Origin of the sequence: Streptomyces sp. NBC_01460 (genome assembly GCF_036227405.1) — a bacterium.
In the GTDB taxonomy this organism is placed as follows: domain Bacteria; phylum Actinomycetota; class Actinomycetes; order Streptomycetales; family Streptomycetaceae; genus Streptomyces.
Map to the genome: position 1 here is coordinate 5,731,108 of NZ_CP109473.1, position 26,088 is coordinate 5,757,195.

21 protein-coding genes are annotated in these 26,088 nt (G+C 71.0%); 8 read left to right on the top strand and 13 right to left on the bottom strand.

From position 1 onward, the window contains the following. Positions 1-12: 12 nt before the first annotated feature. Complete coding sequence (locus OG488_RS26045) at positions 13-648, bottom strand: TetR/AcrR family transcriptional regulator (protein WP_329232968.1); 636 nt, start codon at positions 646-648, stop codon at positions 13-15. Positions 649-967: 319 nt separating this feature from the next. On the opposite strand from OG488_RS26045, the gene OG488_RS26050 reads away from it, so the two are divergent. The 4 genes from OG488_RS26050 to OG488_RS26065 all read left to right on the top strand — a co-directional run bounded on the left by OG488_RS26050 (position 968) and on the right by OG488_RS26065 (position 5,126). Continuing rightward, positions 968-1,945: a tetratricopeptide repeat protein gene (locus tag OG488_RS26050; RefSeq protein ID WP_329232970.1), complete on the top strand. Its 978-nt coding sequence runs from the start codon at positions 968-970 to the stop codon at positions 1,943-1,945. 601 nt (positions 1,946-2,546) lie between these two features. Then, a complete protein-coding gene (locus OG488_RS26055) occupies positions 2,547-3,188 on the top strand; it encodes a DUF6230 family protein (protein WP_329232972.1) in 642 nt (213 codons plus the stop codon). 92 nt (positions 3,189-3,280) lie between these two features. Next, entirely contained in the window at positions 3,281-3,838 is a 558-nt protein-coding gene (locus OG488_RS26060; protein WP_329232974.1) for a DUF6114 domain-containing protein, read from the top strand. Continuing rightward, on the top strand, positions 3,828-5,126 hold the full coding sequence (locus OG488_RS26065; RefSeq protein ID WP_329239005.1) for a hypothetical protein: 1,299 nt from the start codon (positions 3,828-3,830) through the stop codon (positions 5,124-5,126). Before OG488_RS26060 ends, OG488_RS26065 begins: the two co-directional genes overlap by 11 nt. A gap of 97 nt (positions 5,127-5,223) precedes the next feature. On the opposite strand, the gene pyk is transcribed toward OG488_RS26065, so the two are convergent. The 3 genes from pyk to pta form a co-directional block, all read right to left on the bottom strand. Then, on the bottom strand, positions 5,224-6,651 hold the full coding sequence (gene pyk, locus OG488_RS26070) for a pyruvate kinase (protein WP_329232975.1): 1,428 nt from the start codon (positions 6,649-6,651) through the stop codon (positions 5,224-5,226). A 74-nt stretch (positions 6,652-6,725) separates the two neighbouring features. Next, complete coding sequence (locus tag OG488_RS26075) at positions 6,726-7,976, bottom strand: acetate kinase (RefSeq protein WP_329232977.1); 1,251 nt, start codon at positions 7,974-7,976, stop codon at positions 6,726-6,728. Next, positions 7,973-10,045: a phosphate acetyltransferase gene (gene pta / locus OG488_RS26080; protein ID WP_329232979.1), complete on the bottom strand. Its 2,073-nt coding sequence runs from the start codon at positions 10,043-10,045 to the stop codon at positions 7,973-7,975. The genes OG488_RS26075 and pta overlap by 4 nt, the downstream gene beginning before the upstream one ends. Positions 10,046-10,286: 241 nt before the next feature. Between pta and OG488_RS26085 the strand changes: the two genes are divergently transcribed. Beyond that, the gene (locus tag OG488_RS26085) at positions 10,287-11,312 is read left to right on the top strand and encodes an ATP-dependent 6-phosphofructokinase (RefSeq protein ID WP_329232981.1); all 1,026 of its coding nucleotides are present in this window, start codon (positions 10,287-10,289) and stop codon (positions 11,310-11,312) included. 77 nt (positions 11,313-11,389) lie between these two features. Here the strand turns inward: OG488_RS26085 and OG488_RS26090 are convergent, their stop codons facing one another. From OG488_RS26090 to OG488_RS26100, 3 genes are all read right to left on the bottom strand, one after another. After that, positions 11,390-12,013, bottom strand: coding sequence for a helix-turn-helix transcriptional regulator (locus OG488_RS26090; protein ID WP_329239008.1), 624 nt, complete (start codon positions 12,011-12,013; stop codon positions 11,390-11,392). Positions 12,014-12,177: 164 nt separating this feature from the next. Beyond that, complete coding sequence (locus tag OG488_RS26095) at positions 12,178-12,852, bottom strand: response regulator (RefSeq protein WP_329232983.1); 675 nt, start codon at positions 12,850-12,852, stop codon at positions 12,178-12,180. Continuing rightward, positions 12,849-14,501, bottom strand: a complete 1,653-nt coding sequence (locus tag OG488_RS26100) for a sensor histidine kinase (protein ID WP_329232985.1) — start codon at positions 14,499-14,501, stop codon at positions 12,849-12,851. Before OG488_RS26100 ends, OG488_RS26095 begins: the two co-directional genes overlap by 4 nt. A gap of 154 nt (positions 14,502-14,655) precedes the next feature. Here OG488_RS26100 and OG488_RS26105 point away from each other — a divergent pair, with 154 nt between their 5' ends. Continuing rightward, positions 14,656-16,023 (top strand): cation:dicarboxylate symporter family transporter, encoded by a 1,368-nt coding sequence (locus OG488_RS26105; protein WP_329232987.1) that lies wholly within the window; start codon positions 14,656-14,658, stop codon positions 16,021-16,023. 90 nt (positions 16,024-16,113) lie between these two features. Here the strand turns inward: OG488_RS26105 and OG488_RS26110 are convergent, their stop codons facing one another. Further along, positions 16,114-16,566 (bottom strand): PIN domain-containing protein, encoded by a 453-nt coding sequence (locus OG488_RS26110; protein ID WP_329232988.1) that lies wholly within the window; start codon positions 16,564-16,566, stop codon positions 16,114-16,116. Then, positions 16,559-16,831: a type II toxin-antitoxin system Phd/YefM family antitoxin gene (locus tag OG488_RS26115; RefSeq protein ID WP_329232990.1), complete on the bottom strand. Its 273-nt coding sequence runs from the start codon at positions 16,829-16,831 to the stop codon at positions 16,559-16,561. The genes OG488_RS26110 and OG488_RS26115 overlap by 8 nt, the downstream gene beginning before the upstream one ends. Before the next feature lie 201 nt (positions 16,832-17,032). On the opposite strand from OG488_RS26115, the gene OG488_RS26120 reads away from it, so the two are divergent. Both OG488_RS26120 and trxA read left to right on the top strand, forming a co-directional pair. Next, positions 17,033-17,449, top strand: a complete 417-nt coding sequence (locus tag OG488_RS26120) for a MerR family transcriptional regulator (RefSeq protein ID WP_329232992.1) — start codon at positions 17,033-17,035, stop codon at positions 17,447-17,449. Further along, a complete protein-coding gene (gene trxA / locus OG488_RS26125) occupies positions 17,446-17,808 on the top strand; it encodes a thioredoxin (RefSeq protein ID WP_329232993.1) in 363 nt (120 codons plus the stop codon). The genes OG488_RS26120 and trxA overlap by 4 nt, the downstream gene beginning before the upstream one ends. A gap of 70 nt (positions 17,809-17,878) precedes the next feature. Here trxA and glgB read toward each other — a convergent pair whose 3' ends face one another. The 4 genes from glgB to OG488_RS26145 all read right to left on the bottom strand — a co-directional run bounded on the left by glgB (position 17,879) and on the right by OG488_RS26145 (position 25,824). After that, the gene (gene glgB / locus OG488_RS26130; RefSeq protein ID WP_329232995.1) at positions 17,879-20,290 is read right to left on the bottom strand and encodes a 1,4-alpha-glucan branching enzyme; all 2,412 of its coding nucleotides are present in this window, start codon (positions 20,288-20,290) and stop codon (positions 17,879-17,881) included. A gap of 41 nt (positions 20,291-20,331) precedes the next feature. Continuing rightward, complete coding sequence (locus tag OG488_RS26135; RefSeq protein WP_329232997.1) at positions 20,332-21,774, bottom strand: maltokinase N-terminal cap-like domain-containing protein; 1,443 nt, start codon at positions 21,772-21,774, stop codon at positions 20,332-20,334. A 250-nt stretch (positions 21,775-22,024) separates the two neighbouring features. Next, positions 22,025-23,731, bottom strand: coding sequence for a maltose alpha-D-glucosyltransferase (treS, locus tag OG488_RS26140; protein ID WP_329232999.1), 1,707 nt, complete (start codon positions 23,729-23,731; stop codon positions 22,025-22,027). Then, a complete protein-coding gene (locus OG488_RS26145) occupies positions 23,728-25,824 on the bottom strand; it encodes an alpha-1,4-glucan--maltose-1-phosphate maltosyltransferase (RefSeq protein ID WP_329233001.1) in 2,097 nt (698 codons plus the stop codon). Before OG488_RS26145 ends, treS begins: the two co-directional genes overlap by 4 nt. Between the last annotated feature and the right edge of the window lie 264 nt (positions 25,825-26,088).

Genomic DNA, 26,088 nt, shown 5'->3' on the forward strand with positions numbered 1-26,088 from the left:
CCTGGCGAGGGGTCAGTCCTCCTGCGGGGACTCCGCTCCCAGCCCCGAGAGCAGCAGCAGGGTGAAGCGCTGGGCCCAGTCGGCGTCGACGGGCTCGGCGCTCACCAGCGCGCGGTGCACCACCGCGCCGGCGATCACGTCGAAGATCAGGTCGACGGTGCGGGCCGCCGCCTCCGGGTCCGGCTCGAGGGGGAGTTCCCCGCGGCCCTGCGCCCGTTCGCGTCCCTGCAGGACCAGCCGCTTCTGCCGGGCGACGATCGAATTCCTTATCCGGTCCCGCAGCGCCTCGTCGCGCGTCGACTCCGCGACCACGGCCATCAGCGCCGTCTTGGTCTCCGGCCGCTCCAGCAGGGCCGCGAACTGGAGGACCACGGCCTCCACGTCCGCCGCGAGGCTGCCGAGGTCGGGCAGCTCCAGCTCGTCGAAGAGCACCGCCACCGCGTCCACGACCAGCTCGTTCTTGCCGGCCCACCGACGGTAGAGGGTCGTCTTGGCGACCCCGGCCCGCGTCGCCACGTCGCCCATCGTCAGCTTCGACCACCCGAGGTCGACCAGCGACGCACGGGTCGCCTCCAGGATCGCGGCGTCGGCCTCGGCGCTGCGGGGACGTCCGGATCGGGTGGGTTCGGTGGGGCTGCGGCTCAGCATGCGGGTGACCATACCGGCCGGTAAGTACAGCTGACCGGCCCCGGAGCCCGTGAGACAGATCACCGTGCCCTCTTGCCCCGCAGGGGGTGCGGACAGTTACGCTACGGGTCGTAGCGTAAGAAGCGACGGTCCGTCCGTCGTTGCGCCACGACCGATCGACAGCCACAGGCGCCGGGTGGGGACCCGGCACCGAGCACGGGGTAATTCAGGGCCTCGGGACCGTTTCCGTCCACGCGCCGCGCACACCGGCGTGGCTGTGGACGGAGGCGGTTCACGGATCGCTTTCCGGAACGGTGCGCCCAGGGGGGAGGATGTACGTATGCAGCCTAGGAACATGTCCATGAGCGGCGTCGTCGACCTCGCCGCTGTGAAGGCGGCCGGCGACGCCAAGGCGAAGGCGGAGCAGGCCCGCGCGGAGTCCGCCCGGCAGGGGGGCGGCGGTGCCGTCGCACCCGCCTCCCTGGTGATCGACGTCGACGAGGCGGGCTTCGAGACCGACGTCCTCCAGCGCTCCACCGAAGTCCCCGTCGTCATCGACTTCTGGGCCGAGTGGTGCGAGCCGTGCAAGCAGCTCGGCCCGCTCCTCGAACGCCTCGCCGCCGAGTACAACGGCCGCTTCGTGCTGGCCAAGGTCGATGTCGACGCCAACCAGATGCTGATGCAGCAGTTCGGGATCCAGGGCATCCCGGCGGTGTTCGCCGTGGTGGCCGGGCAGGCCCTCCCGCTCTTCCAGGGCGCGGCCCCCGAGAGCCAGATCCGCCAGACCCTGGACCAGCTGATCCAGGTCGGCGAGGAGCGGTTCGGCCTCACCGGGATCGTCGTGGAGGAGGGCGCCGGGTCCGAAGGCGAGGAGAGCGCCCCCGCCGAGGTGCCGGCGGGACCGTACGACGCGCAGCTGGAGGCGGCCGCGCAGGCGCTGGACGAGAACGACTTCGACGGCGCGGTCCAGGCGTACAAGGGCGTCCTCTCGGACGACCCGGCCAACACCGAGGCGAAGCTGGGCCTCGCGCAGGCCGAACTGCTGGGCCGGGTCGCGGGCATGGACCCGCAGCAGGTCCGCAAGGAGGCCGCGGAGAACCCGGCCGCGCCGGCCGCGCAGCTGGCCGCCGCCGATCTGGACCTCGTGGGCGGCCACGTGGAGGACGCCTTCGGCCGGCTCGTCGAGACGGTCCGCCGTAATTTCGGCGACGACCGGGATGTCGTACGGGTGCGGCTCCTGGAGCTCTTCGAGGTGATCGGGCCCGATGACCCCAGGGTCACCGCCGCCCGGACCGCCCTGGCGCGCGTCTTGTTCTGATGTGACAACACGGCCGTGGAGCCCTCTGGGCGCCACGGCCGTTTTCGCGGGCGAACGACAAGGAACCGGTCCGCTTTACCAAAACTTGATAAAAGTACGCACTGTTACTGGCAGTAAACCGCCTCCATGGATCTGTCCTGTTTCGGACATGAATCCCGCCATTCGCGCGTCCCCCCGGTGCCACCCTGTGTGGCCGGTCGGTACCCCTTTGTCGTGTCCTGGTTATCGGGTCGTTACTAGCGAGTAACGACCCCCCTTGTGTCACGGCCGCGAATGCACCACGATCGGCCACGCTCGGTCCAATACCCGTCAGCCCGACAACCAGTCGGCGCAGGTGGGTCCGTTGGGTCCCCACCGGGTGGTCGGCGGCAGTGGCGCCGATCGCGGACAGGGGGGTTCCTGCCCCTGGGCAGGGCCTGTCCGAAACGGGTTGCGCAGACGCGCGGCCAGTGGTTGTCGCTCGGGGGTGATCGCCGGTGATTCGGATGCGGTACGCGCCTCCGGTCCGGGCGCTCTCCTTCCCGAGGACGTAGCACTTCTCCCATCCCAGGGCGGGCACGATGCCCGTACCGGAGATGTACGTCCGAGAAGGAGGAAATTTATGAGTTCGCAGGTTCGCGGTGGTACCAGATGGAAGCGTTTCGCTCTGGTCATGGTGCCGAGCGTCGTCGCGACCGCCGCTGTAGGCGTCGGCCTGGCGCAGGGCGCGCTCGCCGCGTCGTTCAGCGTCTCCGGCCAGAGCTTCAAGGTCTCCACCGACAAGCTCGTCGGTGAGGACTTCGTCCAGTACGGCAGCGTCGCTGTCGGCAAGGACCTCAAGGGCAACGACGCGGCGCACCCGGTGGCGGTGTCGGGCTTCAGCAAGGCCACGATCACCAACATGTGCCAGTCGGTGGTCACCCCCGACCTGCCCTTCGGTCTCGGCAGCGTCAGCCTGGAGCTGAACGCGGGCACCGACCCGAAGAAGCCCGTCGAGGCGACGAACCTCTACCTCGACGTCGCGCAGCTCGACGCTGACGCGTACTTCGAGCAGATCGACATCGGCGTCGCGGCCGGTTCGATGGGCAAGCCCGGCATCCAGACCGGTACGGAGAAGGCCGTCAACCCGAACGGCTTCGCCCAGCGTGCCAAGAAGGCCACGCTGTCCAACGTGGAGCAGACGGCGTGGGCGACCACGGCCGGCACCTTCAAGCTCAGCAACCTGAGCCTGAAGCTGCACAAGGGCGTCAAGGAGTGCTTCTAGCACTCGCCCGGGTGGCCGGAGCTCCGTGAGGGTCTCCGGTCACCCACCCCTTCTCTTCTCACAGCAGTACCGGTTCCAGGGAGCTGTTTTCCATGAGCCCCGAGTCCACAGGGCAGAACGAGCACCACCTCACCGTCTACCGGCGGGGATTCCGCACCTGGCGGGGTAACCGGCCGTTCTGGGCGGGCCTGTTCACCATCTTGGGTGGTCTACCCATCGCGTACTTCCCGTACGCCAACATGCACCTCGGCAACATGACGATCGCGATGTCCACCACCGCCGGTGCGGGGTCGCTGATCATCGGGGTCCTGCTCATCACGCTGGGCCTCACGATGTGGTTCCACAGCATCGTGCGGGTGTTCGCCGGTGTCGCCGCGATCCTGCTCGCGCTGATCTCCATACCCGTCGCCAACATTGGCGGCTTCATCGTCGGCTTCGTGCTCTCGCTCCTCGGTGGTGCCCTCTCCATATCCTGGGCCCCGGCCGACGCGAAGGGCGCCCCGGCGCCCGAGGTCCACGAGGAGCCGAGGCTCCTCGGCGAGGCCCCGGAGTACACGCAGGAGACCTACGGCACGGCCGAGGCCCCGCGGAAGCCCATGCTGTTCGAGGCCGCGGCGGAGGCCGACGGTGGGAGGCATCGTGCGGGGTGACGAGCAGACCGACGACTTCGGGCCGGAGGACGTCCCGGAGCGAAGAGGGCCCCGCCACGCGGCGCCCAGGAAGTCACTCCTGACGAAGCTGCACATGCCCGCGGGCAAGAAGGCGTTCGCGCTCGCCGCGATGCCGACGGCCGTCTTCGTGGGAATGGGGCTCACCCCCAAGCTCGCCATGGCCGACGACAGCTCGGACATCCCCTTCGCGCCCGGGCCCTGCGTGACCCGGTCCGACGAGCCGTCCGAGTCGCAGGAGCCCGAGGCCGAGCCGACCCCGAGCGCCACGGCCTCCGAGGACGCGGGCAAGGACGACGCGGGCAAGGACGACGCGGGCAAGGACGACGCGGGCAAGGACGACGCCGGCAAGGACGACGCGGGCGCCACACCGAAGCCCTCCGCCAGTGCGAGCGCGTCCGAGGAGGACACGCCCGCGGAGACCTCCGGGGACAAGGCCGCCACCTCGGCCACTCCCACGCCCACCGAGTCGAAGAACCCGCTCGACCCGCTCGGCGTCGGTGACGCGCTCAAGGACCTCTTCGACGGACCGGACAAGGAGACGGCCGAGCCGTCCGCCGAGCCCACCGCGGAGAGCCCGGAGCCGTCGGAGAGCGCGGCCGCCACCGAGCCGGTGGAGAAGGCCACGGAGACGGCGAAGGACACGGTCGACAAGACCACCGACGCCATCCGTGACGCGGCCGAGAAGGCGGGCGAGGACGTCGAGGAGCTCGACGACGACGTCAAGGGCCTCGACCCGGTGAAGGACGAGGACATCCCGGACGGCGCCAAGGAGCGCTTCCCCTGCCCGACCGCCGATCCGGACGCGCTCGCCGCGGCCGACCTGGAGCAGGGCATCCCGCTGCTCCCGGACGACCCGTGGACGCTGGAGACCTCGAAGCTCACGCTCACCGGGCTCGACTACGCGGGCATCGTCGAGGTGAAGACGTACAACGGCAGCGTCAAGAAGGTGCTGAAGTTCACCGCCGACACCATCGACATCAAGGACCTCCACCAGCTGACGACGGGCCCGGCCGGCACCACCGGCCACGTCAAGGCGGCTGAGGGCTCGACCTCCACCATCCGCAACGGCACGGTGACGATGTACACGGAGAGCCTGAAGGGCAACCTCTTCGGGATCATCCCCATCACCTTCAGCCCGGAGACCCCGCCGCCGCTGAACGTGCCGTTCGCGTTCTTCACCGACGCGACGGTGAAGCAGGCCGGCCAGTTCGGCGGATCGCTCAAGGTCCCCGGCCTGCAGAACTACTTCACCGGTGGCAACAGCTGACCGGTGGTCCGGACCCGTCCGGGAGCCGCAACACGACTGTGGCCCGCACCCCCGTTCTCACGGGGGTGCGGGCCACAGTCGTGTCCGGCGCGGGGCGTCAGGCGCGCTCGCCGCTCAGGTGGTGCACCCGGACCATGTTGGTGGTGCCGGGGACACCGGGGGGCGAGCCGGCCGTGATGACCATCGTGTCGCCGTCGCTGTAGCGGTTCAGCTTCAGCAGCTCGGCGTCCACCAGGTCGACCATGGCGTCCGTGTTGTCCACGTGCGGCACGACGTAGGACTCGACGCCCCAGCTCAGCGCGAGCTGGTTGCGGGTCGACTCCTCCGTGGTGAAGGCGAGGATCGGCTGCGCCGTGCGGTAGCGGGAGAGGCGGCGGGCGGTGTCACCGGACTTGGTGAAGGCCACCAGCGCCTTGCCGTCCAGGAAGTCCGCGATCTCGCAGGCCGCGCGCGCCACGGAACCGCCCTGGGTACGGGGCTTCTTGCCCGGCACCAGCGGCTGGAGGCCCTTGGACAGGAGCTCCTCCTCGGCGGCGACGACGATCTTCGACATCGTCTTGACCGTCTCGATCGGGTACGCGCCGACCGAGGACTCCGCCGACAGCATGACCGCGTCCGCGCCGTCCAGGATCGCGTTGGCGACGTCGGACGCCTCGGCGCGGGTCGGCCGCGAGTTGGTGATCATCGACTCCATCATCTGGGTCGCCACGATCACCGGCTTGGCGTTGCGGCGGCACAGCTCGATGAGGCGCTTCTGCACCATCGGGACCTTCTCGAGCGGGTACTCGACGGCGAGGTCACCGCGGGCGACCATCACGGCGTCGAAGGCGGCGACGACGCCCTCCATGTGCTCGACGGCCTGCGGCTTCTCGACCTTGGCGATGACGGGGACCCGGCGGCCCTCCTCGTCCATCACCTTGTGCACGTCCTTGACGTCCTCGGCGTCCCGGACGAAGGACAGCGCGACCATGTCGCAGCCCATCCGCAGGGCGAACCGCAGGTCCTCGACGTCCTTCTCGGACAGCGCGGGGACGTTGACCGCCGCACCCGGGAGGTTGATCCCCTTGTGGTCGGAGATGACACCGCCCTCGATGACGATGGTGGTGACCCGCGGGCCGTCGACCGAGACGACCTTCAGCTCGACGTTGCCGTCGTTGATCAGGATCGGGTCACCCTTGGTGACGTCGCCGGGCAGCCCCTTGTAGGTGGTGCCGCAGATCGACTTGTCGCCGGGGACGTCCTCGGACGTGATGACGAACTCGTCCCCGCGGACCAGCTCGACGGGACCCTCGGCGAACTTCGCGAGGCGGATCTTGGGGCCCTGGAGGTCGGCGAGCACACCGACCGCGCGGCCGGTCTCGGCGGCGGCCTTGCGGACCCGGTCGTAACGGCCTTGGTGCTCCTCGTGGGTACCGTGACTGAAATTGAAACGGGCCACGCTCATGCCGGCCTCGATCAGAGCGACGAGCTGCTCATGGGAGTCGACGGCGGGACCGAGGGTGCAGACGATTTTGGAACGGCGCATGAGGCGGATCCTATCGGTTTGTTTCACTGCGGAATATTCCGTCTGGTGGAAGATACAAAGGGGCGCAGGGCCGCTCAGTTGTGGACCAGCGCGAAGGCCTGTCCGGCGATCTCCAGCTCCTCGTCGGTGGGCACGACGGCGACCGCGACCCGTGCGCCGTCGGGCGAGATCAGCCGCGGTTCGCCCGACCGCACGGCGTTGCGGTCCGCGTCCACGACCAGGCCGAAGCCCTCCAGTCCCGCGAGCGCAGCCTCCCGCACCGGAGCCGAGTTCTCCCCCACCCCGGCCGTGAACACCACGGCGTCCACCCGGCCGAGGACCGCCGAATAGGCGCCGATGTACTTCTTCAGCCGGTGGATGTAGATGTCGAACGCGAGCGTGGCCCGCTCGTCGCCCTCGTCCACCCTCCGCCGGATCTCCCGCATGTCGTTGTCACCGCAGAGACCCACCAGGCCGCTCCGCTTGTTGAGCAGGACGTCGATCTCGTCCGCCGACATCCCCGCCACCCGCTTCAGGTGGAAGGTGACGGCGGGGTCGACGTCCCCCGAACGCGTCCCCATCACCAGCCCCTCCAGGGGGGTCAGTCCCATGGACGTCTCCACGCAGCGGCCGCCCTTCACCGCGGAGGCCGAGGCGCCGTTCCCCAGATGCAGCACGATCACGTTCACGTCGGCCACCGGCCGGCCCAGCAGCTCCGCCGTCCTGCGCGAGACGTAGGCGTGCGAGGTGCCGTGGAAGCCGTAGCGGCGGATGCGGTGCGCGTCGGCGGTCTCGACGTCGATCGCGTACCGCGCCGCGGACTCCGGCATCGTCGTGTGGAAGGCCGTGTCGAAGACCGCCACCTGCGGCAGGTCCGGGCGCAGCGCCTGCGCGGTGCGGATCCCGGTGATGTTCGCCGGGTTGTGCAGCGGGGCCACCGGGACGAGCCGTTCGATCTCCTCCAGCACCTCGTCGGTGATCACGGTCGGCTCGCTGAACCTCAGCCCGCCGTGCACCACCCGGTGCCCGATCGCCGCGAGGTCGGGGGAGTCCAGCCCGAGCCGGTCGGCCGCCAGCTCGTCGGCCGCGGCCTTCAGCGCCTCCTCGTGGTCGGCGATCCTGCCGGTGCGCTCGCGGGGTTCCCCGCCGGTCAGCGGGGTGTGCACCAGCCGGGAGGAGGACTCGCCGATCCGCTCGACCAGGCCGGTGGCCAGCCGCGACCGGTCGCGCATGTCCAGCAGCTGGTACTTCACCGACGAGGAGCCGGAGTTGAGCACGAGTACGCGGTGGGCGTCGTTCATGGAGCGGGAACCTTCGCTGGTCGGGTCGGTGGTCATCGCGGTCATTCCTCGCTCTGCGCCTGGATCGCCGTGATGGCCACCGTGGTGACGATGTCCTGGACCAGGGCGCCGCGCGACAGGTCGTTGACCGGCTTGCGCAGTCCCTGCATGACCGGGCCGACCGCGACCGCGCCGGCGGAACGCTGGACCGCCTTGTAGGTGTTGTTGCCGGTGTTGAGGTCCGGGAAGATCAGCACGGTCGCCCGGCCCGCCACCTCCGACGCCGGCAGCTTGGTCGCGGCGACGGACGGCTCGACCGCCGCGTCGTACTGGATCGGACCCTCGATCCTCAGGTCCGGACGTGAGGCGCGTACCCGCTCCGTCGCCTCCCGCACCTTGTCGACGTCGGCGCCCGTTCCCGAGGTGCCCGTCGAGTACGAGAGCATCGCGATCCGGGGGTCCACGCCGAAGCGGGACGCGGTGGCCGCCGACTGCACCGCGATGTCCGCGAGCTGCTCCGCGTCCGGATCCGGGTTGACCGCGCAGTCGCCGTACACCAGCACCCGGTCGGCGAGGCACATGAAGAAGACGGAGGAGACGATCGAGGCGTCCGGCTTCGTCTTGATGATCTCGAACGCCGGGCGGATCGTCGCGGCGGTGGAGTGCACCGAGCCGGAGACCATGCCGTCGGCGTGGCCCTCCTGGACCATCAGGGTGCCGAAGTAGTTGACGTCCGAGACGACGTCGTACGCCAGCTCCACCGTGACCCCGCGGTGGGCGCGCAGCTCGGCGTACCGCTCGGCGAAGCTCTGGCGCAGCTCCGAGGTCCGGGGGTCGACGAGCTGGGTCTCTCCGAGGTCGATGCCCAGGTCGGCGGCTTTCTTACGGATGACGTCGGTGTCCCCGAGCAGGGTCAGGTCGCAGACGTCGCGGCGCAGCAGCACGTCCGCGGCGCGCAGGACGCGCTCCTCGGTGCCCTCGGGCAGGACGACCCGGCGCCGGTCGGAGCGGGCCTGTTCCAGCAGCTCGTGCTCGAACATCATCGGGGTGACCCGGCCGCTGCGGGCCACGGAGATCCGCTCCAGCAGCGCGGCGGTGTCCACATGGCGCTCGAACAGGCCGAGGGCGGTCTCCGCCTTGCGGGGCGTCGCCGCGTTCAACTTGCCTTCGAGGGCGAAGAGTTCCGCGGCGGTGGGGAAGGAGCCCCCGGCCACCGCGACGACCGGGGTGCCCGGTGCCAGGCGGGTCGCCAGCCGGAGTATCTCCTCGCCGGGGCGCTCGTTCAGGGTGAGCAGGACGCCCGCGATGGGCGGCGTGCCGGCGCTGTGCGCGGCGAGCGAACCGATGACCAGGTCCGCGCGGTCGCCGGGGGTGACGACCATGCATCCCGGGGTCAGGGCCTTCAGCAGGTTCGGCAGCATGGCCCCGCCGAACACGAAGTCCAGCGCGTCCCTGGCCAGGCCCGAGTCGTCGCCGAGCAGGACCGTTCCGTCCAGTGCGGTGGTGATCTGGGCGACGGTGGGCGCGGAGAGGGCGGGGTCGTCGGGCAGCACCGAGCAGGGGACCGGGAGCTGCTCCCTCAGGCGCTCGGCGATGCCCGCGCGGTCCTCGGACGCCACCCGGTTCACGATCATCGCCAGGACGTCGCAGCCGAGCCCCGCGTACGCCCGGTAGGCGTTGCGCGTCTCGGCCCGTACGGACCCGGCGTCCTGGCCCTTGCCGCCGACCACCGCGATGACCGAGGCGCCGAACTCGTTGGCGAGGCGCGCGTTCAGGGCCAGTTCGTCGGGGAGCTGGGTGGCGGCGAAGTCGCTGCCGAGGACCAGCACCACCTCGTAGTCGCGGGCCACCCGGTGGAACCGCTCGACGAGCAGGGAGACCAGCTCGTCGGTACCCTTCTCCGCCTGGACCGCCGAGGCCTCGTGGTAGTCCAGGCCGAAGACGGTCTCGGCGCTCTGCGAGAGCCGGTAGCGGGCCCGCAGCAGCTCGAACAGCCGGTCGGGTCCGTCGTGGACCAGAGGGCGGAAGACGCCGACCCGGTCCACCTGACGCGTCAGTAGCTCCATGACTCCCAGATCGACGACCTGACGGCCGTCTCCCCGGTCGATCCCGGTCACGTACACGCTGCGCGCCACGCGTGGTCTCCCGTCCTCTTTGGCTGGCATTGTCCCTTTGACGATACCTACCGGGCCAGGTCGGCCGCCCCCCGGGCACCGTGCCCGGAGCGGGTGCCCGGGGCACCCGCCGGTCCCCGCGGACGGAGCCGGAAGCGCGGGTGCCCGGCTCGGCGTGGGACAATCGTCGTGGCTCACGGTACGGGGGTTTCTCGACGGGTCCCCGGAATGCATGGCACTAGCGAGCAGGAGACAGAGCAGGATGCGCATCGGAATTCTCACCGCAGGCGGCGACTGCCCAGGCCTGAACGCTGTGATCCGGTCGGTCGTGCACCGCGCCGTCGTGGGGCACGGCGATGAGGTCATCGGCTTCGAGGACGGCTTCAAGGGGCTGCTCGACGGCCACTTCCGGCCCCTCGACCTGAACGCGGTCAGCGGCATCCTGGCGCGCGGCGGCACGATCCTCGGCTCGGCGCGGCTGGAGCGCGACCGGCTGCGCGAGGCCGCCGAGAACTGCGCGGAGCTCTCCCTGCGTTACGGCATCGACGCGCTCATCCCGATCGGCGGCGAGGGCACGCTCACCGCGGCCCGCATGCTCGCCGAGGCCGGGATGCCCGTCGTCGGCGTACCGAAGACCATCGACAACGACATCTCCGCCACCGACCGGACCTTCGGCTTCGACACCGCCGTGGGCGTCGCGACCGAGGCCATAGACCGGCTCAAGACGACGGCCGAATCGCACCAGCGGGTCATGGTCGTCGAGGTCATGGGGCGCCACGCGGGCTGGATCGCGCTGGAGTCCGGCATGGCCGGCGGTGCCCACGGCATCTGCCTGCCGGAGCGGCCCTTCCAGGTCGACGACCTGGTCAAGATGGTCGAGGAACGCTTCGCGCGCGGCAAGAAGTTCGCCGTCATCTGCGTCGCCGAGGGCGCGCACCCGGCGGAGGGCTCCATGCCGTACGCCAAGGGCGAGATCGACCAGTTCGGCCACGAGCGGTTCAAGGGCATCGGCAACCGCCTCGCCGCCGAGCTGGAACTGCGCCTCGGCAAGGAGGCCCGGCCGGTCATCCTCGGCCATGTGCAGCGCGGTGGCACGCCGACCGCCTACGACCGGGTGCTCGCGACCCGCTTCGGGTGGAACGCCGTGGAGGCCGTGCACCGCGGCGACTTCGGCCGGATGACGGCGCTGCGCGGGACCGAGATCGTGATGGCCCCGCTGGCGGACGCCGTGACCCGCCTGAAGACGGTTCCCAGCGACCGGATGTACGAGGCCGAGTCCGTCTTCTGATCGCGCCCCGCGCCCCGCGCTCCCGACCACGCCCCGCGGTACGCGCCTGTTCCCCCGCGGGGGAACAGGCGGAGGGCTCAGATGCCCGCCGTCCGCCAGAACTCCTCGACCACCCGGTCCAGGAACACCCGGCCCTCCTCGCCCCCGGTCCCGGCCCGGTCCCGGCCCGTGGTGTTCCAGCTCAGCGTCGACACCATCAGGCTCTGGTAGTCGCTGTGCAACTGCTCCAGCACGTCCTGGACCAGGATCCGGTCCAGCGGGACCAGCTTGTCCACGGGACGTACGTACGCCTGCCAGCGGGTCGTGACCGCCCTGGTCAGCAGGCCCGCCAGCTCCTCGTTGCGGCCGGTCGCGGTCAGGAACTGGGCGGCCGACATGTCGAGCGCCTCGCAGAGGGACACGGCCTGACGCTCGTTGCCGCGCCAGCGGCCCGTGTCCTCGATCCGCTGGTACGCGGCGACGGTCATCCCGAGCGTCCGCGCCAGGTCGTCCACCGCCACGTCCCGGGCCAGCCGGTGGTCGCGCAACGTGCTCGCCGCGGCCAGCAGTTCGCCCGGCGCGCACCACAGCACACCGGCCAGCGCCATGAGTTCGCGTTCGCCGGGCAGGGCGGTGCCGCGCTCCCAGGCCATCACGGTCTCGGCCGTGATCCGCAGTCCGTACTGGGCGCCGAGTCCGTACGCAACATGTCCGGGAGCCATTCCCAGCGCCTCGCGGAGGCGGCGCGCGGCGGGGGCGTTGAAGGGCGGGGTGGGATGCACGGCCCCACCGTAGAAGGCCGGGAACGGCCTGGCTACAGGCTGTTCCTATCAGTTCACCCTTCGTACGATCCTCCTAGGGTGCCTCCTGGCGGCCCCCCGGACCATCAGCGGGTTTCAGCCACCCAGTGGTAATGCAGCTCGGGCCTGCCGACCTGACCGTAGCTGGGCCGCCGCACGGCCCGCCCCACCGTCACCAGGTGCTCCAGATAGCGGCGGGCGGTGATCCGGGAGATCCCCAGCTCCTCGCCGGCGGCCGCCGCGGTGACCCCGTCCTGCGCCTCCCGCAGCGCCCGGGTCACCGCCTCCAGCGTCGGGCCGCTGAGGCCCTTGGGCAGGGCGGCCGGGTCCGAGACCCGCAGCGCGCCCAGCGCCCGGTCCACCTCCTCCTGGCCGCTCGCCTCACCGGCCGCCGCCCGGAACTCGGCGTACCGCACGAGCCGGTCCCGGAGCGTGGGATACGTGAACGGCTTCAGCACGTACTGCACGACCCCGAGGGACACGCCCTCCCGCACCACCGCCAGGTCGCGCGCCGACGTCACCGCGATGACGTCCGCCGCGTGCCCCGCCGCCCGCAGCGACCGCAGCAGCTGCAGACCGTGCCCGTCGGGCAGGTACAGGTCGAGCAGCAGCAGGTCGACCTCCGTGCGCTCCAGCGCCCGTACGGCCTCGGCCCGGGAGTGGGTGACGGCCGCCACCTCGAACCCCGGCACCCGGTCCACGTACAGCTGATGGGCGTCGGCGGCCACCGGGTCGTCCTCCACGACCAGCACCCGGATCACGGCGCGACCGCCTCCGCCGTACGCCCGGAGAGCGGCAGCCGCACCGTGAACTCCGCGCCGCCGTCCGGGGCCCGCCCCAGCGTCACCGTCCCGCCGTTGCGGTGCACCGCCTGCCGTACGAGGGCCAGGCCCAGGCCGCGGCCCGTGCCATGGGTCGTCCAGCCGCGCCGGAACACCTCGTCGGCGTCGTCCGGGCCGATCCCGGCGCCGGTGTCCGCCACCCGCAGCAGCAGCTCCCCTGCCTCCGTCCGCGCGGTCACGGTGACCAGGGCCCGCGCGGCGGAGCGCTGCGCGGGGACGGGCGACCCGGCGGTGCCCGTCGCCGTCTCGGACGCGGCGTCCACCGCGTTGTCGATGAGGTTGCCGAGGATCGTGACCAGGTCCCGCGGGGACGGCGAGCGCGGCAGGGCCCCGTCGTCGATCAGGCTGTCCTCGGCGAGCACCAGTTCCACACCCCGCTCGTGGGCCTGCGCCGCCTTGCCGAGCAGCAGGGCGGCCAGCACCGGTTCGGCGACCGCGCCCACGACCCGGTCGGTGAGCACCTGCGCCAGCTCCAGCTCCGCCGTCGCGAAGTCCACGGCCTCGTCGGCCCGGCCCAGCTCGATGAGCGAGACCACGGTGTGCAGCCGGTTCGCCGCCTCGTGCGCCTGCGAGCGCAGCGCCTGGGTGAAGCCGCGTTCCGAGTCCAGCTCGCCGGACAGAGCCTGCAGCTCCGTGTGGTCCCGCAGCGTCACGACGGTGCCCCGTCGCTCACCGCCCACCACCGGGCTGGTGTTGACGACGACGACCCGGTCCGCCGTGAGGTGGACCTCGTCCACCCGCGGCTCGGACGCCAGGAGCGCGCCGGTCAGCGGCGCCGGCAGCGCGAGCTCGTCGACCCGGCGCCCGACCGACCCCGGGGCCAGCCCCAGCAGCTCCCGGCCGGCGTCGTTGATCAGGGCGACCCTGCGCTGCCCGTCCAGCATGAGGAGCCCTTCGCGCACCGCGTGCAGCGTGGCCTCGTGGTACGTGTGCATCCGGCTCAGCTCCCGGGCGTTCATCCCGTGCGTGTGCCGCCGCAGCCTGGCGTTGATCACGTACGTCCCGAGCGCCCCGAGCGCCAGGGCGGCGCCCGCAGCCGTGCCCAGGGCGCCCAGCTGCTCCCGTACCTGCGTGGACACCCGCTCGACGGTGATGCCCGCGCTCACCAGGCCCACGATCCTGCCCTCGTCGCGGACCGGGGTGACCACGCGTATCGACGGCCCCAGCGTCCCGGTGTAGGTCTCCTCGAACGTCTCGCCGAGCAGGGCGCGCTCGGTGTGCCCGATGAACCGGCGGCCGATCTGGGAGGGGTCGGGGTGGGTCCACCGGACGCCCTGGGGATCCATGATCGTGACGAACGCGATCCCGGTGTCCTCGCGGACCCGCTCCGCGTACGGCTGGAGTGCGGCGGAGGGGTCCGGGGTACGGATCGCCTCCCGCACCGATGGTGATCCGGCCATGGCGAGGGCGGCCGCCCGCACCTGGCGGGCCGCGGTCTCCTCCGCCTGGGAGCGGCCGGAGGCGTACGCGAAGACGGCGCATCCGGCCACGACCGCTGCCACGAGCAGGGCCTGCATCGCGAACAGCTGACCGGCCAGGCTGCGGGGGAGGGTCCGGGGCAGGCGCATGGCTCACAGTCTGCCTGGCGGGGCCCACCCGCCCAAGGTGGCCGATAAGCGTCCGTGAACGATATGAACGCAAGGGTGACGGCCGTCACAGGGCAGTGAATAGTCACCGGGGCCCCCAGGGACGGGGAGCCGACGCATACCCGAGGAGACCCCCGTGGCAGAGAAAGCCGCACGACGGGACCGCACCCACTACCTCTACCTGGCCGTGATCGCCGCCGTGGTGCTCGGCATCACGGTGGGTCTGGTGGCTCCGGACTTCGCCGTGGAGCTCAAGCCCATCGGCACCGGCTTCGTCAACCTCATCAAGATGATGATCTCGCCGATCATCTTCTGCACGATCGTGCTGGGGGTCGGCTCCGTACGGAAGGCCGCCAAGGTCGGCGCCGTCGGCGGTCTGGCCCTCGGCTACTTCCTGGTGATGTCGACCGTCGCCCTGGCCATCGGCCTGGTCGTCGGCAACATCCTGGAGCCGGGCTCCAGCCTCCACCTCACCGAGGCGGCCCGCGCCGCGGGTGAGGCGCAGGCCGGCGACAGCGAGTCCACCGTGGACTTCCTGCTCGGCATCATCCCCACCACCATGGTCTCCGCCTTCACCGAGGGCGAGGTCCTCCAGACCCTGCTCATCGCCCTGCTGGCGGGTTTCGCGCTCCAGGCCATGGGTGCGGCCGGAGAGCCGGTCATCCGCGGCATCGGCCACATCCAGCGCCTCGTGTTCCGCATCCTCGCCATGATCATGTGGGCGGCTCCGGTCGGCGCGTTCGGCGCGATGGCGGCGGTGGTCGGGGAGACCGGCGTGGACGCGCTGAAGTCCCTGGCGATCATCATGATCGGCTTCTACGTCACCTGCGCGCTCTTCGTGTTCGTGGTCCTGGGCGCGATCCTGCGCCTGGTGGCCGGGGTCAACATCCTCTCGCTGCTGAAGTACCTGGGCCGGGAGTTCCTGCTGATCCTCTCCACCTCCTCGTCCGAGTCGGCCCTGCCGCGGCTGATCGCGAAGATGGAGCACATGGGCGTCAGCAAGCCCGTCGTCGGCATCACCGTGCCGACCGGTTACTCCTTCAACCTCGACGGCACCGCGATCTACCTGACGATGGCCTCGCTCTTCATCGCCAACGCCACGGGCGACCCGCTGAGCATCGGTGAGCAGATCTCGCTGCTGGTCTTCATGGTGATCGCGTCGAAGGGCGCGGCGGGCGTCACCGGCGCCGGGCTCGCGACCCTCGCGGGCGGCCTCCAGTCGCACCGCCCCGAGCTGGTCGACGGCGTCGGGCTGATCGTCGGCATCGACCGGTTCATGAGCGAGGCCCGCGCCCTGACGAACTTCGCGGGCAACGCGGTGGCCACGGTGCTGGTCGGCACCTGGACCAAGGAGATCGACAGGGAGCGGGTGGACCAGGTCCTCTCCGGCGCCCTCCCGTTCGACGAGCAGACGATGACCGACGACGTGCACAACGGCGGCGAGCCGCACGTCCCCGACGCCCGGGACGGCGGCGAGGAACAGCCCTCGCTGGTCAAGGCGTAGCACCTGACGACGCGGCCGGTACGGGGTTCCCGTACCGGCCGCGTCCGTGTGTCCGCCCCACATCCTCGGCCGCCCGCCCGGGGCGTCGGCTCACAGATCGTCCGGCAGGAGCCGGAACGCGGAGTGGCCGGTGAGCGGACGCATGATTCGGAAGTGCCGGTCGGACGTGAGGAGATCGGCTGTGCGGTAGGCGGCGGCGAGCACGACGTTCATCGCGTCGGTCAGACCCACCCCCTGGCCGTTGTCGGCGTCCTGGTACCCGCGCATGACAGCCATGGTGCTCCGCAGGTGGGGCGCGACATCCGGGATTTCGAAGCGGCGGACCTCCACTTGACGCGCAACGAAGTCCAGCGCGTTCATCGAGGCACTGGCGCCGATCTTCGTGGTCAGCAGGTAGTCCAGTTCGGTGAGGACCATCGGGGACACCACGAGGTGGCCGACCTTGCTCAGGGCCGATCTGTGCGCCGTGTGCCGAGGATCCTTGGGGGTGAAGAGGCGGTACAGCGCGTTCGTGTCCGCGATCGCGACGGGGATGTCAGTCATCGATCGAGCCCATGCGCCGCAGAGTGGCGTCGATCTCGTCGTCGGTCAGCCCGGGGCCGCCCAGGTCGGGGAGGTCCAGATGTCCCATGGGTTCGGTGCGGAACGGGTAGACGGGCCTTCCCAGCGGCAGTCCCCGGGGGACGATGTCCCCTATGGGAACACCGTCCTTGGTGATGGTGAGCGTTTCCCCGGCCTGCACGCGGGCCATCACACGTGAGGTCTGCTGATTCAGCTCGCGGAGCGGGACTTCGTTGGTGTCACCCATGCATACAGCGTACTACCTGTACTACACCGGAGGGGTCGACCGGGTAGCCGTGAGTGCCTGCCAGGTCGGGGGCTCGCGGAGGGCGGCCCGGTGTGATCGTTCCGTGCTGGTTCGGCAGGGTGCCGTGGAGCGGTATCGCCGTCCTCGGCCTCGCCCGCCACTCCTTGCCTTGACGCCGACGTCAAGGATTACCGTCGCGGTATGCGAATCGGGGAGCTGGCCGAACGCGCCGGAACGACGACACGTACGCTGCGGTACTACGAATCGCGCGGACTGCTGCACGCACGCCGCGCGGAGAACGGCTACCGCACGTACGACGAGAGCGATCTGCGGCTGGTCCACCAGATCCGGACCCTCCAGGACTTCGGGTTCGACCTGGAGGAGACCCGCCCCTTCGTCGACTGCCTGCGCGCCGGCCACCCGGCGGGTGACGCCTGCCCCGCCTCGCTGGCCGTCTACCGGCGCAAGCTCGGTGAGCTGGACGCGCTCATCGGCCAGCTCCAGGGCGTCCGGGCCGAGGTGGGCGCACAACTGGCCCGCGCCGAGCTGGAGGCGTCCGCCGGGATTCCGGGCGGCCCCGAACCACGATGTGAACTGAACTGGGAGGACGAGGGATGATCCACGCAGAAGGTGTCGCCGAGGTCACCGACGCGACGTTCGACGCCGAGGTCCTGGGAGCCGGTCTGCCGGTCCTGGTCGAATTCACCGCCGACTGGTGCGGCCCCTGCCGCCAGCTGGCCCCGGTGCTCGGCGCGATCGCCAGGGAGGAGGCGGACCGCTTGAAGGTCGTGCAGATCGACGTGGACCACAACCCGGGCATCACCAGCCGGTACGCGGTGCTGTCGATGCCGACGCTGATGGTGTTCCAGGACGGCGAACCGGTGAGGTCGATGGTGGGAGCCCGCCCGAAGCGCCGGCTTCTCCAGGAGCTGGAGGACGTGCTTCCGGCGGCGGCCGGGGCGCCGCTCGGCGGCTGACCCCACGCGCCGCGCACAGCGAGGGCCCGCACCGCTCCGGGCGGTGCGGGCCCTCCGGCCGCTCGTGCCGTCAGGCCGGCCGCAGCCAGACCGTCGCCAGTGGCGGGAGTGTCAGCGTGATGCTGGTGTCCCTGCCGTGGGCCGGCACCGCCTCCGGCTTCAGCGGTTCCTCGTTGCGTACGTCGCTCCCGCCGTAGCGGGCGGCGTCCGTGTTCACGACCTCCACCCAGGCCTCCGGGCCGTCCGGAACGCCGATGCGGTAGTCCTGCCGCACCACCGGGGAGAAGTGCGAGACCGCGATCAGGGGGGATCCGTCCGCGTCGTAGCGGACGAACGAGAAGGCGTTGTCCTCCGCGGCGCCGCCGTCGATCCAGCTGAAGCCCTCGGGCGACGTGTCCCGCTGCCACAGTGCGGGCAGGGCGTTGTAGACCGCGTTGAGGTCCGTGACCAGGGTGCGTACGCCCCGGTGGTCGGCGGAGGCCTCGTACGTCTCGTCGAGCAGCCACCAGTCCGGGCCGTGGCCCTCCGACCACTCCGCTCCCTGGGCGAACTCCTGCCCCATGAAGAGGAGTTGCTTGCCCGGGTGCGCCCACATGAAGCCGAGGTAGGCGCGGTGGTTGGCGCGCTGCTGCCACCAGTCGCCGGGCATCTTGCTGACCAGTGCCTGCTTGCCGTGCACCACCTCGTCGTGCGAGATCGGCAGCACGTAGTTCTCGCTGTACGCGTACACCATCGAGAATGTCATCTCGTTGTGGTGGTACTTGCGGTGGATGGGCTCCTTCGACATGTACACGAGGGAGTCGTGCATCCAGCCCATGTTCCACTTCAGGCCGAAGCCCAGGCCGCCGGAGTCCGTGGCGCGGGTGACACCGTCCCAGGCGGTGGACTCCTCCGCCATCGTGACGACACCCGGGTTGCGCCGGTAGACCGTCGCGTTCATCTCCTGGAGGAAGGCGACCGCGTCCAGGTTCTCCCGGCCCCCGAACTCGTTCGGCGACCACTGGCCGTCCTCGCGGGAGTAGTCGAGGTAGAGCATGGAGGCGACCGCGTCGACCCGCAGGCCGTCGATGTGGAACTCCTCGCACCAGTAGGTGGCGTTGGAGACCAGGAAGTTGCGGACCTCCTTGCGGCCGTAGTCGAACTCCAGGGTCCCCCAGTCCGGGTGCGCGGCCCGGTTCGGGTCGGAGTGCTCGTACAGCGGGCGGCCGTCGAACTCGGCGAGCGCCCAGTCGTCGCGCGGGAAGTGGGCCGGGACCCAGTCCATGAGGACGCCGATGCCCGCCGCGTGCAGCGCGTCGACCAGGAAGCGGAAGTCGTCCGGGCTGCCCATGCGGGACGTCGGCGCGTAGAAGCCGGTGACCTGGTAGCCCCAGGACCCCCCGAAGGGGTGCTCGGCGACCGGCATCAGCTCGACGTGGGTGAAGCCCAGCTCCTTCACGTACGAGGGGAGCTGGGCGGCGAGCTGACGGTAGGACAGCCCCGGCCGCCACGAGGGGAGGTGGAGCTCGTAGACGGAGAAGGGTGCCTCGTGCACCGGGCGGTCGCCCCGGTGCGCCATCCAGTCCGCGTCCTGCCACGCGTGGTGCGAGGCGGTGACCACCGAGGCGGTGGCCGGAGGGACCTCCGTGTGGCGGGCCATCGGGTCCGCCCGCTGGGTGTGCGACCCGTCGGGCCGGCAGATGTCGTACTTGTAGACGGCGCCCTCGCCGACACCGGGGACGAACACCTCCCAGACGCCGGTGGAGCCGAGCGAGCGCATCGGGAAGACCGTGCCGTCCCAGTAGTTGAAGTCGCCCGCGACCCGGACCCCGCGGGCGTCCGGCGCCCACACGGTGAAGCGGGTGCCGGTCACGCCCTGGTGCTCCACCGGCTGGGACCCGAGCGCCTTCCAGAGCTCCTCGTGCCGGCCCTCGCCGATCAGGTGGAGGTCCAGTTCACCGATGGCCGGCAGGAAGCGGTACGGGTCGTCCACCTCGATCGTGTCGTCCTCGTAGGCGACCCGCAGACGGTAGCCCTCGGGCACCGCCGGCAGGGCCAGCACCCCGGAGAAGAAGCCGTCGCCGTCGCTCTGCAGTTCGGCCCCGGTCCGCTTGCCCTCGACCAGCACGGTCACCGAGCGCGCGAAGGGGCGCAGCACCCGGAAGAGCACGCCGGACGGGACCGGGTGCGCGCCGAGGACGCCGTGCGGGTCGTGGTGCTCACCGGCGAGCAGCCGGCCCCGGTCCGCGTCGTCCAGGGCGGTCGCGGGCAGGACGTTCTTGCTGCCTCCCCCGCGCCGGGGGCGGGGCGGAGCGCCGGTGGCCGCCGCGGCCGTCTTCCGGGCCCGCGGGCGCTTGGCGGGAGACGGGGCGGAGGGCTCGGCCGCCGGGGCGGCGGCGGGTTCGGCCGGGGCGGCAGCCGTGACCTCGGTGGTCACCGGCTTGGCCGTGGGCGGGACCTCGATGGGTTCGGGCGACTTGCGGGACGGCTTGCGGGCGGTCACAGAGACTGCCTCCTCGGAAGGTGGGTGGTGGGGAGCGGAGGTCACGCGGGTGTGGCGGCCAGGCGCTGGATCGCGGCCATCGGAACCGGCAGCCAGTCGGGGCGGTGCCGGGCCTCGTACAGCACCTCGTACACCGCCTTGTCGGTCTCATGGGCGCGCAGCAGCTCGGGCTCGCCGCGCGGGTCGGAGCCCGCCGCGCTCGCGTAGCCCTCGCAGTACGCGGCCCGGCAGCGGGCCGCCCATTCGGGGTTCCACGGATGGTGCGAGCGCGCCGCGTAGTCGAACGACCGGAGCATCCCCGCGACGTCGCGCACCGGCGGCTGCGGGCTGCGGCGTTCGGGCAGCGGCCTGGCCGGCTCGCCCTCGAAGTCGATCAGCGACCAGAAGCCGTCCTCGCCCCGCAGGGTCTGGCCCAGGTGCAGGTCCCCGTGGACCCGCTGAGCGGGCCAGCCGCGCCCCGTCTCCCCGAGCGCCGCGACGGCGTCGAAGGCGGTGCGCAGCCCCGGTACGTACGGGACGAGCGCAGGGACCGCCTGGGCGGCTGCCTCCAGGCGCTCCACCATGCCGGCCACCAGGTCCCTGGTCCGTTCCTGCGCCAGCGGAGGGGTCGGCAACGCGGCGGCGAGCGCCGTGTGCACCTCGGCGGTGGCCCGGCCGAGCGCGTGCGCCTCGGGGACGAAGTCCCGCCCGGCGGCCAGGGCGGCGAGCGCGAGCTGCCACCCGTCCTGCGCGCCGCGCAGGAAGGGCTGCAGCACGCCGAGCGTGAGCGGCTCCGGACTCGTCGTCGCCTCGAACCAGGCCACCGGTGCGGGTACCCGGCCGCAGCCCTCACGGCCGAGCGCGAGGGGCAGTTCGAGATCGGGGTTGGTGCCGGGGAAGACCCGCCGGAAGATCTTCAGGATGAAGGCGTCGCCGTACACGAGCGAGGAGTTGGACTGTTCGGTGTCCAGGACGCGCGGGGTCAGTCCCGGCGGGATCGGTGCCGCCCGGTCGAAGCGGAGCGGGCCGAGGGATCCGGGGTTACGGAATCGTTCCAGCAGAAGGTCGGCGACGCGCGGGTCGTGCAGCCCCTCGTACAGGGTGCGGCCCGCCAGCGGGCCTTCCGAGACCTGGCCGATGCGTGCGTCGGCCAGCCGTGGGGGCAGGGTGGTGCGCACACCGAGCAGGAGCTGGTAGCAGTCCCCCCGGTCCGGGGCGGGGCGGCCGTTCGGCTGGTGGACCCGGACGAGCAGGTGCAGCAGCCCGGGGCCCGTGCCCGCGGTGTCCAGAGGCAGTATCTCGGTGGCGGCGACGAGAGAGAACCCGGTGACGGGCTGCCCCTTGCCCGCGAACCACCGCTGCCGGGGCACCCACTCGTGGAGCAGCGGGGCGAGCGACGGCAGCAGGGCCGTCGTTCCCGTGGCGCTCGTCGAGTGTCTTCTTGTCGTCTTTCTCGATGTTGTGCTCTTCGCCAGGGCGACTCGAGTGGATGCAGCCTCCGACATGGCATCGCGTCCTTTCCCCGGGCACACCACAGGATGCGAAGAGTGTCCCGGATTGCGGCAATGGCTGTCCGGCTGTGCGGGACGTGTCGGGTGAGGAAAGTCCGTACGGACTCGATCAAGGGGCCACGGAGAGCCCGATGGAGCCCGGAAGCGCTCGATATGGGGGAGAGTGCCCCGTGCGGGGCGGCGGAAACCGCCCCGCGGGTGGCGCCTCGACGGTGAGGCGCCGTCAGCCGGCCGTCACCGGCGGTCAGCCGACCGGGTCATCCTTCCGCATCCGGAACCAGTAGAAGCCGTGCCCCGCCAGGGTCAGCAGGTAGGGCCACCGGCCGACGGCCGGGAAGCGCACCCCGCCGATCAGCTCCACCGGGTGGCGCCCGTCGAAGTCCCGCAGATCGAGCTCGGTGGGCTGGGCGAACCGCGAGAAGTTGTGGACGCACATCACGAGGTCGTCCTTGTACTCGCGGGTGAACGCGAGGACGGACGGGTTCGACGACGGCAGCTCGCTGTACGAGCCGAGGCCGAACGCCGGATTCTGCTTCCGGATCTCGATCATCCGCCGTGTCCAGTGCAGCAGCGAGGACGGCGACGCCATCGACGCCTCGACGTTGGTGACCTGGTAGCCGTAGACCGGGTCCATGATCGTGGGGAGGTAGAGCCGCCCCGGATCGCTGGAGGAGAAACCGGCGTTGCGGTCGGGCGTCCACTGCATCGGGGTGCGCACGGCGTCACGGTCGCCCAGCCAGATGTTGTCGCCCATCCCGATCTCGTCCCCGTAGTAGAGGATCGGGGAGCCGGGCAGGGAGAGCAGCAGCGCCGTGAACAGCTCGATCTGGTTGCGGTCGTTGTCCAGGAGCGGTGCGAGGCGCCGGCGGATGCCGATGTTGGCCCGCATCCGCGGATCCTTGGCGTACTCCGCGTACATGTAGTCGCGCTCTTCGTCCGTGACCATCTCGAGCGTCAGCTCGTCGTGGTTGCGCAGGAAGATGCCCCACTGACAGCCCGACGGGATCTCCGGGGTCTTCGCCAGGATCTCCGAGACCGGGTAGCGGCTCTCGCGCCGTACGGCCATGAAGATGCGGGGCATCACCGGGAAGTGGAAGGCCATGTGGCACTCGTCGCCGCCGGCCGTGTAGTCGCCGAAGTAGTCGACGACGTCCTCCGGCCACTGGTTGGCCTCGGCCAGCAGCACCGTGTCCGGGTAGTTGGCGTCGATCTCCTTGCGGACCCGCTTGAGGAAGTCGTGGGTCTCGGGGAGGTTCTCGCAGTTGGTGCCCTCACGCTGGTAGAGGTACGGCACGGCGTCGACCCGGAAGCCGTCGATGCCGAGGTCCAGCCAGAAGCGCAGGGCCGAGATGATCTCTTCCTGCACCGCCGGGTTCTCGTAGTTGAGGTCGGGCTGGTGCGAGAAGAACCGGTGCCAGTAGTACTGCTTGCGGACCGGGTCGAAGGTCCAGTTGGACGTCTCGGTGTCGACGAAGATGATCCGGGCGTCCGGGAACTGCTTGTCGTCGTCGGCCCAGACGTAGTAGTCGCCGTACGGCCCGTCCGGGTCGGTGCGGGACTGCTGGAACCAGTCGTGCTGGTCGCTCGTGTGGTTCATGACGAAGTCGATGATCACGCGCATGCCGCGCTGGTGCGCGGCGTCGACGAACTCCACGAAGTCGGCGAGGTCGCCGAACTCGGGCAGCACGGCCGTGTAGTCCGAGACGTCGTAACCACCGTCGCGCAGCGGCGACTTGAAGAACGGCGGCAGCCAGAGGCAGTCGACGCCCAGCCACTGCAGGTAGTCGAGCTTGGCGGTGAGGCCCTTGAGGTCACCGACGCCGTCCCCGTTGGAGTCCTGGAAGGACCGTACGAGTACCTCGTAGAAGACGGCGCGCTTGAACCAGTCGGGATCGCGGTCCTTGGCGGGAGTGTCCTCGAACAGGTCGTGGACAGGCTCATTGACGATCATGGTGTGGGTGACCCTCCGGTCGGCGGGGACGGTCGCAGGACCGCGATGTGCGCGGGCGTGACGCCCGGCTCGAGGCGCACATAGAAGGTCCTGCCCCAGTGATAGGTGTCGCCGGTGAGCTCGTCGCGCACCGGCACGCGCTCGTGCCGGTCGAGGCCGAGCCGCGGCATGTCCAACGAGACCGTGGCCTCCTGGGTGTGGTGAGGGTCGAGGTTGACGACCACCAGGACGGTGTCGGGACCGGAGCGCTTGCTGTAGACGATCAGCGCCTCGTTGTCGACCGCGTGGAAGTGGACGTCACGCAGTTGCTGGAGTGCCGGATGGCGGCGCCTGATCCGGTTGAGGGAGGTGATCAGGGGAGCGAGCGAGCGGCCCTCACGTTCCGCGGACTCCCAGTCCCTGGGCCTGAGTTGGTACTTCTCGGAGTCCTGGTACTCCTCGCTCCCGGGACGCACCGGGGTGTTCTCGTACAGCTCGAAGCCCGCGTACACGCCCCAGGAGGGGGACAGCGTCGCGGCCAGCACGGCCCGGGCCGCGAAGGCCGCCCGCCCGCCCTCCTGGAGGTAACCGGGAAGAATGTCGGGCGTGTTCACGAAGAAGTTGGGCCGCATGTACGAGGAACTCTCGCCCGAGAGCTCGGTCACGTACTCGGTCAGTTCCTGCTTCGTGTTACGCCAGGTGAAGTACGTGTAGGACTGCTGGAAGCCGACCGAGGCCAGCGTGCGCATCATCGCCGGGCGGGTGAAGGCCTCCGCCAGGAAGATCACGTCCGGGTCGGTGCGGTTGATGTCGGCGATCACCTTCTCCCAGAAGACCACCGGCTTGGTGTGCGGGTTGTCGACGCGGAAGATCCGTACGCCGTGGTCCATCCAGAACCTCAGGACGCGCACGCTCTCCGTGACGATCCCGCGCAGGTCCGCGTCGAACGCGATCGGATAGATGTCCTGGTACTTCTTGGGCGGGTTCTCGGCGTAGGCGATGGACCCGTCGGAGCGGTGGTGGAACCACTCCGGGTGCTCCGTCACCCAGGGGTGGTCCGGGGAGCACTGGAGGGCGAAGTCGAGCGCGATCTCCATCCGCAGGGTGCGGGCGGTCGCGACGAAGTGGTCGAAGTCCTCGATCGTGCCCAGGTCCGGGTGCACGGCGTCGTGCCCGCCCTCGGCCGAGCCGATGGCCCAGGGCACACCGGGGTCGTCGGCCCCGGGGGAGAGGCTGTTGTTCGGGCCCTTGCGGTGGGTCGTCCCGATGGGGTGGATCGGCGGGAGGTAGACGACGTCGAACCCCATCGCGGCCACGGCGGGAAGCCGCTCGGCAGCGGTGCGGAACGTGCCGCTGACCAGCCGGGGAGCGGGCGGGGGGAGCTCCGCGGAGACCGCCGGGCTCTTCCTCCGCGTGGCGGCGGCCGTCTTCGCCGTCTTCGTGGCCCGCGGCTTCCGGGCGGGCTTCGGGGGTGCCGTCTCCTCCCAGCGGGCTCCCTCGGAGCGGGGGAACAGCTCGTACCAGGAGCCGTACAGGGCGCGCCGGCGCTCGACGGTCAGCGGCAGCGGCCGGGACGCGGTGACCAGCTCGCGCAGGGGATGGCGGCCGAGCGCCTCGTCCACCTCGGCGGCCAGCGCGGCCGCGAGCCGGGAGGCCGCCGGCCGGCCCGTGTCGCGGAGCGCGTCGACGGCGGCCAGCACGGCCTCGCGCCCGTCCTGCTTGGGCACGCCCTCGGCGGCGCGGGCGTAGAGCTCGGCGCCCTCCTCCAGGACCAGCTCCGTGTCGATGCCCGCCGGGATCTTGATCTGCGCGTGGTCGCGCCAGGTGGTGACCGGGTCGCTCCACGCCTCGACCGTGTACGTCCAGCGGCCTTCCGCCCCCGGGGTGACGTCGGCGCCCCACCGGTCCGTGCCGGGAGCGAGCTCGCGCATCGGCGTCCAGGGTCCGGGCCGTCCGTTGGCGTCGCACAGGACGACGTTGGCGGCCACGGCGTCGTGTCCCTCGCGGAACACGGTGGCGCTGACCTCGAAGGTCTCGCCCGCGACGGCTTTGGCGGGCCGTCTGCCGCAGTCGACGAGCGGACGGACGTCCAGGACGGGAATGCGACCGATCATGGAATCACCTGGGGGTCGGAGCTCGGCATGCACGGCGCGCGACGTGGGCGTGAAGGGCTGACCGCGCGCGCCGCGATGGTGGGGTTGCGTCCTTTGTAGCTGCTCGGTCGTCGGCTGGCGGGCTGTGGGCATGGCCGCTCCTGTCCGCGTTCACTCGAATGGACTCGAATGGCAGGTGCACGGGGGTTCGACCTCGGACCGGGGCACCTGGGATGTGCAGCGCGGGGGGTGTTACCGGGGGAGCCTTCCCACCGTTCTCGGGCG